General features: G+C 65.4%; 13 protein-coding genes. 4 read left to right on the forward strand and 9 right to left on the reverse strand.

Going from position 1 to position 12079, the window contains the following annotated elements:
• Positions 1-666 (forward strand): N-acetylmuramoyl-L-alanine amidase (locus EU800_RS11450; RefSeq protein ID WP_207209890.1); only part of this gene is annotated, 666 nt, incomplete at its 5' end.
• Positions 667-843: 177 nt separating this feature from the next.
• Here EU800_RS11450 and EU800_RS11455 read toward each other — a convergent pair.
• The gene (locus tag EU800_RS11455; RefSeq protein ID WP_165354641.1) at positions 844-1941 is read right to left on the reverse strand and encodes an ISAs1 family transposase; all 1098 of its coding nucleotides are present in this window, start codon (positions 1939-1941) and stop codon (positions 844-846) included.
• Positions 1942-2088: 147 nt separating this feature from the next.
• Here EU800_RS11455 and EU800_RS11460 point away from each other — a divergent pair, with 147 nt between their 5' ends.
• Positions 2089-2421, forward strand: coding sequence for a hypothetical protein (locus tag EU800_RS11460; RefSeq protein WP_129632148.1), 333 nt, complete (start codon positions 2089-2091; stop codon positions 2419-2421).
• On the opposite strand, the gene EU800_RS11465 is transcribed toward EU800_RS11460, so the two are convergent.
• Entirely contained in the window at positions 2411-3292 is an 882-nt protein-coding gene (locus EU800_RS11465) for a LysR family transcriptional regulator (RefSeq protein WP_129632151.1), read from the reverse strand. The genes EU800_RS11460 and EU800_RS11465 overlap by 11 nt on opposite strands.
• Before the next feature lie 98 nt (positions 3293-3390).
• Between EU800_RS11465 and EU800_RS11470 the strand changes: the two genes are divergently transcribed.
• Positions 3391-4371 carry an NAD(P)-dependent alcohol dehydrogenase gene (locus EU800_RS11470; RefSeq protein WP_129632154.1) on the forward strand — a complete coding sequence of 327 codons (981 nt, stop codon included), beginning with the start codon at positions 3391-3393 and terminating at the stop codon, positions 4369-4371.
• 163 nt (positions 4372-4534) lie between these two features.
• Here the strand turns inward: EU800_RS11470 and EU800_RS11475 are convergent, their stop codons facing one another.
• The 7 genes from EU800_RS11475 to EU800_RS11505 form a co-directional block, all read right to left on the reverse strand.
• Positions 4535-6091 carry a DegQ family serine endoprotease gene (locus EU800_RS11475; protein ID WP_129632157.1) on the reverse strand — a complete coding sequence of 519 codons (1557 nt, stop codon included), beginning with the start codon at positions 6089-6091 and terminating at the stop codon, positions 4535-4537.
• A 211-nt stretch (positions 6092-6302) separates the two neighbouring features.
• Entirely contained in the window at positions 6303-6497 is a 195-nt protein-coding gene (locus EU800_RS11480; protein WP_129632160.1) for a DUF2065 domain-containing protein, read from the reverse strand.
• Positions 6498-7379, reverse strand: a complete 882-nt coding sequence (gene hflC / locus EU800_RS11485; RefSeq protein WP_129632163.1) for a protease modulator HflC — start codon at positions 7377-7379, stop codon at positions 6498-6500.
• 1 nt (position 7380) lies between these two features.
• Entirely contained in the window at positions 7381-8535 is a 1155-nt protein-coding gene (hflK, locus tag EU800_RS11490; protein ID WP_129632166.1) for an FtsH protease activity modulator HflK, read from the reverse strand.
• Between the two features lie 87 nt (positions 8536-8622).
• Positions 8623-9981 carry a glutathione-disulfide reductase gene (gene gorA, locus EU800_RS11495; protein ID WP_129632169.1) on the reverse strand — a complete coding sequence of 453 codons (1359 nt, stop codon included), beginning with the start codon at positions 9979-9981 and terminating at the stop codon, positions 8623-8625.
• 190 nt (positions 9982-10171) lie between these two features.
• Entirely contained in the window at positions 10172-10957 is a 786-nt protein-coding gene (gene rpiA, locus EU800_RS11500; protein ID WP_129632172.1) for a ribose-5-phosphate isomerase RpiA, read from the reverse strand.
• A 72-nt stretch (positions 10958-11029) separates the two neighbouring features.
• The gene (locus tag EU800_RS11505) at positions 11030-11467 is read right to left on the reverse strand and encodes a MarR family winged helix-turn-helix transcriptional regulator (RefSeq protein ID WP_129632175.1); all 438 of its coding nucleotides are present in this window, start codon (positions 11465-11467) and stop codon (positions 11030-11032) included.
• Positions 11468-11541: 74 nt separating this feature from the next.
• Between EU800_RS11505 and EU800_RS11510 the strand changes: the two genes are divergently transcribed.
• Entirely contained in the window at positions 11542-12033 is a 492-nt protein-coding gene (locus tag EU800_RS11510) for a hypothetical protein (RefSeq protein ID WP_129632178.1), read from the forward strand.
• The last annotated feature ends 46 nt before the right edge of the window (positions 12034-12079 follow it).

Here is a 12079-nt window from a genome sequence, read left to right on the forward strand (position 1 = left end):
TGGCTCGGGACCTGCTACATTGCCTCACTGAATGAATCTTGTTTTGACATTGAAGGGGCAGACATGACTTCACACGCGCAGCGTTCCATCTACCTGTTCAGCTGGCACGACCGCATCAACAACGGGGTAAACACCGTTGTGGGCAGACTGCGACAAATCACCGATGTGACGGGGCTCGTGCTCCACCAAACGTCGTTCAACCGCGGCAATGACACGGGTGCTTACGATAAGATCAATGCACATTTTGTCATCCTTCCGAATGGAACGACAGTTACCAAGTTCGACGAAACTGAGAATCGTCCCTGCTCGGGAGGCTTCAACTCTTACACGGTCGGTGTCGAGTTTGTCGGTAACTTTCCAATGGATAGCGGGCGTTGGTGGAAGGGAAATTCTAGCCATGACATGCCTACCTGGGCTCAGATCCACTCAGGACGGTGCTTGGTAAATTATCTCCAGAATGCCGTGGGGATCACCCATGTCTTCGCCCATCGGCAGACCGTGCCTGGCAATCGGCGTAGCAACTGTCCAGGGCCTCACATCTGGTACAATGTCGGGGAGTGGGCGATGAACCGCGGCTTGAGCGACGGAGGGCTGGGCTATGCCATTAAAGGCGGAAACCCCATCCCAGAGCTCTGGCGCGAGCAGCAATTCGACCTATATGCGTGACCCTGCGGTGGCTTGCCTCAAACCTGAACCGAAATCCACTACTTCTCGCACTTGGCGCGAATGCTAATTCCAATACGCGATTTCTTGAGGAAATGGAGCTGAAGCCCTAAGGCACCAAGAAGGAGATCGAGACGATGGACATCGAGACCTCCCGCCAACAGGGCAATCGCGTTTGGCTCAGGCGGCTGCCAGCCCATTGAGAATGCTGCGTAGGAAGGCGTCGTCCCAGCCTGCGCGCTGGAGCTTCATGGAGAGCGAGGCCTTCGACGTGTCGCTGCGGGCGACGTCCAGCGCCCGGCGACGCAGGACGGCGATGTTGGCTGGGCCGTTATCCTTGCGGTTGCGCGCCGCGTCCTCGCGAAACGAGACATCGAGTTGCCAGTGCAGCGCATTCTCGATGGCCCAGTGAGCGCGGACCCTGGCCATGAAGACCGCCGGCGTTGGCAGCCAGGACAGGGCGAAGAAGCGCGTCTCGGAGGTGGTTCTGCCGTCGGCCTCACGGCTCGCTTCGATCCGCCCGAACCCCTTGAGCCAAGGGAATTCATGATGTTCTGCCAGACCCTTGGCAGATACGACCATGGCCGTCCGAGTCTCCTGCCGGCCGTGACCGGCCTCCTCCTGCCGGGCAACCGGATGGGTCTCCTTCACCGCGCCAAAGCAAGCCCGGGCATCGGACAGCAACGAGTCCTGGTTCGCCCTCAGCGCCAGGCACCAGTCGCCGCCCCGCGCGTTGATCGCCGCAACCGTCCGGCGATTGCAATGAAGCGCGTCGGCCGTCACGACCTTGCCCTTGAGCGCGAGAAGCCCGAGGACCTCGAGCGCGGCGTCCAGCTCCGCGCCGTTGTCGGCTGCCCGGCTGGCCAGCGTCAGGCGTAGCCGCGCGGCATAGGCCGACACCATCATCCGCGTCCGCGCGCTCTCGCCCTTGCCCCGTGCGCCGCGCAATGCCTTGCCGTCGATGGCGATCACGTCCCCCTCGCGCAGCAGCGCCGCGACCTCGGCCAACACCTGCCCGAATGCCGCATCGAGGGCTTTGGGATCGATCATCCGGAACACCGTGGAGAAGGTGTCATGCGACGGGATCGCATGCTTCAGCTTCAGGAAGTCCCTGAAAAGGCACTCCTTCGCCCGGCCGAACATGGCCATCCCGGCGCAGGATGTCGCCCCACAGAGAACCGCCACGAGCGCGATGACGAGAAGCTCGCCGAGGTCATGGCGCGCATTGTCGGCGCGGGGATCGGGGATGTCATCGAAGGCGGTGAGGAAGATGTCCATGCTGACAACGGGCTCCGGAGGATGAATCCTCCATCCAGAATCCATCCCGACCACCGCTGCAAGGGCTGCGGCTCACCCCGTCAAAGCCAAACGCGATTCCCCTGCTCCCGCCAACGCTTCCGACCGGAAACGGTGCGGATATTGATGGTGGGCGAGAGTCACCCTGCAGCGGTCGAGGGCAAGCAGGAATTCTTTTATTTCGGGCGCGGCTCGTTTTTTAGTCACATCCGCCGTTCGCTATCTTTCATAGACGGCGAGGGCGAGGATTTTCTAATCAACTTCAAGAAATCGGGATTCTTCCTGGACGACCTGATTCCAGTCGCTGTGGACAAGAACGCGGTGGCCCCGGCAACGCGAAAGCAACTTGCCGTTAGATTTCCCGTTCCGATACCAGGACCGGGCAGCACGTCGCCCCTTCACGAATGGAGCCGCGCCGCCGGTCATACACGGATCATTACTGGAGCTTCCGTCAGCCGATGAAGTCCGCGCGCCGCTCGAGCAGGCTCTCGTAGAGGAAATCGACGAAGATCCGGACCCGCTTCACCCGGCGCAGGTCGCCATGCATCAGCACCCAGGTGGAGCGGCTCTGGTCGAGATCGGTTCCGGGCACGCGCTGCAACTCGGGAAACACGCTTTGCACCCAGGTCGCCAGAAAGGTCATTCCAGCGCCCGCCCGGGCCATGTGCAGGTGCATCGCCGGATCGGCAATCGCGTGCCGCACCGTCGCGCGCGGAAAGGGTGAGGCGGCGATCATTGCCTGCAGTTCCGGCACCTCTCCATAGCCGATCCAGGTCAGCCCCTCGCCGCGCGGGCCGGCGGCGTGCAGATGCCTGTCGAGGTAGCTGCGCGAGGCCAAGACACCGAGCGACAGCGGGAAGAGCTTGCGCCCCACGGCATCGCCGGTCACCTCGCGTACATGGCGGATCGAGACATCGGTTTCGAGCTTCTCGATCGAGTCGATGGCATAGGCGAGGTTCATGTCGATGTGGATGTCGGGATAGAGCGACAGGAACTCGCCCAGAACCGGCGCCAGCAGGAAGTGCGCGGTCATCGGGTCGGCGGAGAGCCGGATACGTCCCGCCGCCTCGCTGTCGAGCCCGCGGACGGCGTTGAAACCTTGCCGAAGGGCCGCCTCGGCCTCGATCGCCTGCGGCAGCAGCCTGCGCCCCGCGGCCGACAGGTCCAGACCTCCGGCGCGGCGGCGGAACAGCATGACGCCCAGTTGCGCCTCGAGCCCTTCGATCTGCCGGCGCACGGTCGCGTGGGTGCCGCCGGTCTGCTCCGCAGCGCCACGCAGCGAGCCCGTTCGCGCAACTGCCAGAAAGGCCGGGAGAGATTTCCAGTCCACCATGTGGAACGAATATGAACCATACCGGTGCGAATCTGGCAATGCTCGGATCGTTCTTGCTCCGATAGAGTCAGCGCGATCAAGCCGAAAGGAGGCCTGCCATGACCACCACGCTCACCGCCTGGAGCATCGAACGCTACGGCGCACCCGAGGTTCTGACCCGCGTGACGCCTCCCATGCCGGTGCCCGAGCCCACCGAGATCCTGATCCGCATCCGCGCCTCGGCCATCACGCGCGCCGACGGGATGATGCGGTCCGGGCGCCCGCTCTTTGCCCGCCCCTTCCTTGGCCTGCGCCGCCCGCGCCGGAACCTCTTGGGAACCGGGCTTTCGGGCGAGGTGATCGCCGTGGGGGACAAGGTCACCCGGTTCGCCCTCGGCGATGCCGTCTTTGGCGAGGCGGGGCTCCGGTTCGGCGCAAATGCCAGCCATATCTGTCTCGATGAAAGCGGCGTGCTGATGAAGAAGCCGGATGCGCTGTCCCACGAGGACGCAGCCGGGATGTGCGACGGTCCGCTGACCTCCTATCATTTCCTGCACGAGATCGCGCGGGTGAGGCCGGGGCAGAGCATCCTGGTCCTCGGCGGGTCCGGCAGCCTCGGCAGCGCGGCCGTGCAGATCGCCTCCGCCGCAGGTCTTCATGTTACTGCTACGTGCAGCGCGCGAAACGCCGGTCTCGTCGCGGATCTCGGGGCGGATCGGGTCGTCGACTACACACGCGAGGACGTTATCGCACTCCCGAACCAGTATGATGTGATCTTCGACACGATCGGCATCAGCTCCTATGCGGTGGCTCGGGCGCGGCTCACCGAGGACGGGCGCTATATCTGCCCCGTGCTGACGCTCGGGCTGCTTGGCGCCATGCTGATAAGCCGGGTTGTCGGCCGCCGCAGGGCACTCTTCGCCGCTGCCGGCCTGCAACCGCCCGAGACCCTGCGCCGCCACCTGGAGAGCCTGTTGGTGATGGTAGAGGCAGGAACGCTGGCCCCGCTGCTCGACCGGGTCTACCCCTTGGCTGATCTGATCGAAGCGCACCGGTACATGGAAACGGGGCACAAGCGCGGGAACGTGGTCGTCACTTGACGGGCTGTCCCCGGGCGGTCGCCTGCAAGGTCCCACAAGGCGAGGATCCTCCGGGACATCCCGGCGGAATGGCCTGCCTCGGCTGGTGAACAAGCCGAAATCCGGGATAGACGAAGGGTGCCGGGATACCCGGCGCCCTGTCCTGCCGCCACCTGGGCGAGGTTTACTGGAGGGTCAGCGCGACGAAACGGGGTTCGCCGGCGCGGCGGATCAGCAGCAGGATCGACTTGCGGCCGGCGTCCTTCGAGTCCTCGATCCGGGCCTCGAGTTCGTCGATCGAGGTGACCTCGACCTGGCCTGCCTGGGTAATGACGTCACCGGCGCGCAGGCCCTTCTCGAAGGCCTCGCTCATCTCGTCGACCTCCTTGACCACGAGGCCGGTGGCATCCGAGCCGAGATTCATCTCCTCGGCGATCTGCGGCGTCACCGGGGTGACGGTCAGGCCGAGGATCTCGGCGTCGCTCGGCGCCTCGGCATTCGGCGTGGCGGCGGCGGGCACGGCTTCTTCGGCGGTCTCGCGGCGACCCAGCGTGACCATCAGCGTCTCCGTCTTGCCCTCGCGGAAGACTTTCATGCGGACGGATTTGCCGATCTCGGATTCGCCGACCTGCTGGACCAGCCCGCGGGTGTCCTCGACATCCTTGCCGTCAAAGCTCAGGATCACGTCGCCCGCGACAACGCCGGCCTCCATCGCGGGTCCCTCGGGCACGTCGGTGACCAGCGCACCTTTCGCCTCCTCGAGCCCGATCGCGTCGGCCACGTCCTCGGTAACGTCCTGAATGCGCACGCCAAGCCAGCCGCGGCGGGTCTCGCCGAACTCCTTGAGCTGGCTGATGACATTGGTCGCAACGCGCGAGGACATGGCGAAACCGATGCCGATCGAACCGCCATTGGGCGACAGGATTGCCGTGTTGATGCCGATCACCTCCCCGTCCATGTTGAACAGCGGTCCGCCGGAATTGCCCCGGTTGATCGCGGCGTCGGTCTGAATGAAATCGTCATAGCTGCCCGAAAGCGCGCGGCCACGCGCCGAGACGATGCCGGCGGAAACCGAGAAGCCCTGGCCGAGCGGGTTGCCCATGGCCATCACCCAGTCGCCGACGCGCGCCTCATCGGAATTTCCCCAGGGCACGAAGGGCAGCGGTTCCTCTGTATCGACCTTGAGCAGCGCAAGGTCGGTCTTTGGGTCGATCCCGACCACTGTCGCATCCAGCTCCACGCCCGAGAAGAACTCGATGCTGATCTCGTCGGCTTCGGCGATGACGTGGTTGTTGGTGACGATATAGCCGTCCTCGGAGATCACGAAGCCCGATCCGAGCGCCGAGGAGCGGCGCGGGCGCTGCGGCACGCCGTCCGGGCCGTTGCGCTCCATGAAGTCACGGAAGAAATCCTCGAAGGGCGATCCCTCCGGAACGATCGGCCCCTCGCCATGCGGGCCGGAGGCGGTCGCCACGGTGGTCGAGGTGGTAATGTTCACCACCGCCGGGCTGACCTTTTCGGCGAGCTCGGCGAAGGATTCGGGCGCGCCGCGGGCATGCGCGCTCAGCGTCTGCGCGAGCAGCAGGGCCAGCCCGACCAGGAAGGCCGGAATCAGCCGCGGGTTGACCGCCTGACGCGGAAGGGGAAGAGCCTGATAAGTCACTCGATGTTCCTTCTGTTTCCTGGAACCCGCCAGAGGGGTGGGCGGGCGAAGCTTGGCGGCGCTTGGATGCACAGCCATTGCGCGCAAATATTTTTCATGCCGCCGAAAGACGCAATTCAAACACCCGTCGCGCAGCGTCACGAGGGCGTGACGCTTGCGGCGCAGGCAAAGGCGGCGCGCCTGTCGGCCCACGGGGCAAGTGTCTCAGTCCGCAAGCCGGCGCGCAAGCCGTAAGCATTCGGACCGGGCAGCGCGACGGGCGCGCCTCTCCGAGACCTCCTCTCACCCGTTACCCGCCCAGCCAGTTTGCCAGCCACAGCAAGATACCGCCGGATGTGATCGCCAGAAGCCCGAGCAGGCGGCGGATCTCGACCGGCATCTCGGCAATCGCCTTCAGGATCTCGTCGATACGCGAAGGGGCCAGTGCAAGCACCAGCCCCTCCAAAATGAAGACAAGTCCCAGTCCCAGCAACAGGTGAGACATCTACTCGGCCGTTCGCTTTGAACCCGTGAAATAGTCGAAGAATTCGCTGTCTGGCGAGATGACCAGCGAGGAGTTCTCACCTCTGAGCGCCGCCTGGTAGGCCGAGAGCGAACGATAGAACTCGAAGAACTCGGGGTCGGCACCATAAGCACCGGCGAAGATCGCGTTGCGCTCGGCATCGGCTTCACCGCGCGCGATCTCCGATTCCTTCCGCGCCTCGGAGACCAGTTCCACCACGGTCCGGTCGGCCTGGGCACGCACCCGCTGCGCGGCCTCGTTGCCGCGGGCGATCTCGTCGGCCGCCTCGCGTTCGCGCTCGGCGCGCATCCGCTCGAAGGTGGCGTTGAGGTTCTGCTCGGGCAGGTTGGTCTGCTTGAGCCGCACATCGACCACGTCGAGCCCGAGCGCACGCGCCTCGTTCTGCGCCTGGTCTCGGATCCGGTTCATCAGCACCCGGCGGTCTTCCGACAGGATCGTGTCGGAGGTCACCTGGTCGGCGCCGAGCACCTCGCGGATCTGCGCGTTGAGAATCGAGGAGAGCCGGGTCTCGGCGGCAGGCAGCCCGCCGACGCCAACGGCCTGCCGGAAGCGGACCACGTCGTCGATCCGGTAGCGCGCGAAGGCGTCCACGACGAGACGGCGGTCATCCGACGGCGTGACCTCGATCGTGTCGGTGTCGAGCGCGAGGATCCGGTCGTCGTAATAGACGACCTCCTGGATCAGCGGGATCTTGACGGCGATCCCGGGGTCTTCCTTGACCCGCTTGATCTGGCCGAATTGCAGGACCAGCGCCTTCTCGCGCTCGTCGACGATGAAGATCGAGGCCATGATCGCCGCGACCACGACGATGCCAATGGGCAGAAGATAGGTCAGACGCTTCATGTCAGTTTCCCCCCTCGGTCGGCCTGCGCAGTTCGTTCAGCGGCAGATAGGGCACGACGCCCTGGCCGGACCCCTCGCCGCCGGTCTCACCAAGGATCACCTTGTTCACGTCCCCGAGGACGTTTTCCATCGTTTCGAGGTAGAGGCGTTTGCGGGTCACTTCCGGCGCCTTCTTGTATTCCGTGAGTACCGCTGAGAAGCGGCTGGCCTCACCCTCGGCTTCGTTGACGACGCGCGCCCGGTAACCTTCGGCCTCCTCGAGCACCTGCGCGGCCTCACCGCGGGCGCCGGCGAGCACCCGGTTGGCATAGGCGTCGGCCTGCCGTTCGAGCCGGTCGCGCTCCTGTTCGGCCGCCTGGACTTCGCGGAACGCGTCGATCACCTCGCGCGGCGGGTCTGCCTTGTCGAGGTTCACACGGACGATGTTGATGCCCGAATCGTAGGTGTCGAGCGTGCCCTGGATCGAGGTTTTGGCGGTCTCGGCGATCAGGCCCCGGTCCCGGTTGAGGATCGGCGCAAGTTCGGAGGCAGCGATGATCTCGCGCATAGCCGATTCCGATACTGCGACGACCGTGTCGCGCCCGTCGCGCAGGTTGAACAGGAACTTCGCCGGATCGATGATATTCCAGACCACCTGGAAGTCGATGTCGACGATGTTGGCGTCGGTGGTCAGCATCAGGCCCGAATCGGAGCGCGAGTTGAAATCGGTGCCGATATCTTCGGTCCGCTCCGAGGTCACGTTGACCACCTCGGCGGTAACCAGCGGCCAGGGAGCGAAGTTCAGGCCCGGCTGACCGATGGAGGAGAACTCACCCAGGAACAACTCGACCGACTGCTCTTCCGGTTTGACCGTGTAGAAGGAGGCTAGGCCCCAGAGCACGACCAGCGCCGCGCCGCCGAGCAGGATCGTGCCGCGCGAGAAACTCGGGCCTCCGCCGCCTTCACCGCCGCCGCTCTGCGGGTCGCGCGGGCCGCCGCGCCCGCCCATCAGCACCCGGAGCTGCTCCTGGCCCTTCTTCACGATCTTGTCGATATCGGGGATCTGCGGATCGTCGCCCGGGCGGCGTCCGTCGCCGCCATTGCCGCGATTGCCGCCGCCGTTCTGGCCACCACCGCCGGAGCCGCCGCCCCAGGGTCCGCCACTATGTCCTGCCATGAAACTCTCTTCCCTTTCGTCTCTGCCGCTAGGCTTCTCTGCCAAATGGTTGTCCCGGGCGGTATTTCAACCGTCCGAAACGCCCGGTCAGGCCCGGCGCACCGGCGTCTTCAGGGTCACCAGTTCCTCCGACATGGTCGGGTGAACGGCAACGGTTCGGTCGAAATCTTCCTTGGTGGCGCCCATCTTGACCGCGACTCCGGCGAGTTGGATCATCTCGCCCGCGTGGTCGGCCACGATATGGACGCCGAGCACCTTGCGGGTCTCCGCGCAGACGATCAGCTTCATCAGCACCCGGTCCTCGCGCGCGATGAAGCTCTTGTGCATGGGCCGGAAGGCGGTGGAATAGACCTCGATCGGCCCTTTTTCCCGTGCCTCCTCCTCCGATAGCCCGACGGCGCCGTATTCCGGCTGGGTGAAGACGGCCGACGGGATCAGCTCGTGGTCGACCGGCGTCGGGTTGCCCTTGAACACCGTCTCGACGAAGGCCATGCCCTCGCGGATCGCAACCGGCGTCAGTTGCACCCGGTTCGTCACGTCGCCAATGGCGTAGATCGAGGGCACCGCGGTCTGGCTGTACTCGTCCACCACGATCTCGCCGCGCCGGCCGATCTCGACACCCAGTTCCTCGAGCCCCAGCCCGCGGCTGTTTGGCGTCCGGCCGGTGGCGAACAGAACCTGGTCATAGACATGGGTCTCGCCGGTGGTCGCCGTCACCTCGATACCCTTCGCGCCCTTGTGCATCCGCAGGATATTGGTGCCGCAATGGATCGCGATGCCGTGGCGTTCCATATGCTCGGCGATATGGCCGCGCGCCTCTCCGTCGAAGCCGCGCAGGATCTGCGCGCCGCGATAGAACTGCGTGACCTTTGTCCCCAGCCCGTTGAAGATACAGGCCATTTCGCAGGCGATATAGCCGCCGCCGACGACCAGCAGGCGCTCAGGAAGTGCCTCAAGGTGGAAGACCTCGTTTGAGGTGATCCCAAGCTCCTCGTTTTCCAGACCGGGCATCAATGGCCATCCACCGGTGGCGATGAGGATATGCTTGGCGGTTTTCTCGATGCCGTCGGCGAGGCGCACGGTATGCGCGTCGACCAGCGTCGCCCGTTGGGGGAAGACCTCCACGCCCGAGCCCAGGAGCAACTTGTTGTAGACGCCCTCCAGCCGGTCGAGCTCGCCCTCGAGCTTGGTGCGGAACCGCGTCCAGTCGAAGCCGCCGATCGTCACGTCCCAGCCGTAATCGATCGCCTCGTGCATGCCCTCGGCATATTCGGAGGCGAACACCATGAGCTTCTTCGGCACGCAGCCCCGGATGACGCAGGTGCCCCCCATCCGGCTCTCCTCGCCGAGGCCGACCCTCGCACCGGTCTCGCCCGCCGCCACCCGCGCCGCGCGCACGCCGCCCGAGCCGCCGCCGATCACGAAGAGGTCGAAGTCGAAGTCCATGAGCCTGCTCTCGATTGCCGCTGAGACGTCCTACCGCGCCTTGCCGGGCAGGGCCAGCCCGGAGATCGCGGGGAACCCGCCCTCACGACGATGCGGTAACGGCCGGAAGGGATATCCGGTCTCCCTCGCGCGATTCGGGGCATCGGCATGTGTCTCGTCCCGGGACCTCGGTGCGGCTTGGCAACGCGCCTCAGGTGTCGTCGGCGAAGATGTTGTCGCTCTCGAGAATGTCGATCTGGCTGGCCGAGACCGACCCCGCATTGATGTCGCGCACCTCAACCGTGCCATCGCCATGGCCGATCACCACCACGTCGCAGATGTCGATGAAGAGCCCGTTCTCGACGATGCCCGGGATCTGGTTCAGCACGAGGCTGAGCTGGCGCGGGTTGCCGATCCGGTGCAGGTGCAGGTCGAGGATGTAATTGCCCTCGTCGGTGACGTAGGGCGCATCGTCATTCATCCGAAGCGTGGCCTCGCGGCCGAGCACGTCCATGTTGACCAGTGTCTCTTCGACCAGCGCCTTGGTGGTCTGCCAGCCGAAGGGCACGGTTTCGAGCGGCAGCGGAAAGGCCCCGAGCGTCTTCACCTCCTTGGCGACATCGGCGATCACTACCATCCGGTCCGACGCCGTGGCGACGATCTTCTCCTGCAGCGAGGCGCCACCGCCTCCCTTGATGAGGTTCAGGTTCGCGTCGAACTCGTCGGCGCCGTCGATGGTGATGTCGAGCCACTTCACGTCGTCGAGCGTGGCGACGCGGATACCGAGCGAGCGCGCCAGGTCCGCCGTCCGCGCCGAGGTTGGCACGCCGACGATGTCGAGCCCCTCGTTCTGCACCCGCTCGCCGAGCCCGCGCACCATCCAGGCCGCTGTCGACCCGGTGCCGAGGCCGACACGCATGCCACTCTCCACGAAATCGCAGGAGCGGCGGGCGGCGACGAACTTGGCGCGGTCGATGGGCGAGAGATCTTGGGACATGGCAGCGGACTCCGGAATGTTTGACGCCTTATAGGGCATGGGCCCGGGTGCCGCGAGGGGCTTTCGCCGCGCTCAGCTGCGCCGCGTCAGCGCGGCGATGACCTGTCTCATCTCGGCCAGGAACCCCGCCTGTGCCTCCGGCGCGAGCCCCGCCAGCGCCTCCCGGTTGATCCGCCGCGCCGCATCCAGTGCCGGGGCGCGCAGCGTCTGTGCCCGATCGGTGGTCCAGACCAGCCGCGCACGGGCGTCCTCGGCATGCGCCCTGCGCGCGACCAACCCGTCGCGCTCCATCCGCGACAACGTGTTGGCCATGGTTGCCTGTTCGACCGCGAGCCGCTGGCTCAGCGCCGCCTGGGTCTGGCCATCCGTCTCCCAGAGTTCGACCAGAACCATGAACTGCGCCGGTGCGAGCCCGAGCGGCTTCAGTTCCGTCTGCAGGGCCCGGGCAAAGAGCCGGGCCATGTGATTGGCGAGAAATCCCGCGGAGTCCTGCGCGAATGGTGCGGTCATTGTTGGACCTTGCACATTGCATAGCATGCAATGCAAATCTATTTTAGTTAGCATGCTAAGCAATGGAGTGCATAATGATCCCGACCCTTCGCCTTCACCTCGTCAGCGGCGGCCTCGCCCTCGCGACCATCGCCACGTTCTGGACTTCCACGGTTCTGACGGAGCTCTTCCGATCCGCCGCGGCCGTCGCCACCGTCAAGTCAGCGATCCTGTGGGGTTTCGCCCTGCTCATTCCCGCGCTCGCAACCGCCGGGATCACCGGCAACCGCCTCGCCCGAGGCCGTTCCGGCGGGTTGGTCACGGCCAAGCGGCGGCGCATGGCGATCGCTGCACTGAACGGGCTGCTGATCCTCGTCCCCGCTGCCATCCTGCTGGCGCGCTGGTCGGCGGCGGCGCAGTTCGACGCCACTTTCGCGCTCGTTCAGGCGGTGGAACTCGCCGCCAGTGCGGCCAATGTCACGCTCCTTGCCCTGAATCTCCGCGATGGGCGGAAAATGAGCCGTGCTCGACGCCGTGTCCGCGAAAAACCGGCTTTCGACAGGAAAGGGTCGCAATCGGCGCTGTGATGCGCGGCCGCGCCGCGCTATCTCGGTGGTGCAGCAAGGGACCCAC

The organism is Tropicimonas sp. IMCC6043 (assembly GCF_004146235.1).
Classification (GTDB): domain Bacteria; phylum Pseudomonadota; class Alphaproteobacteria; order Rhodobacterales; family Rhodobacteraceae; genus Tropicimonas.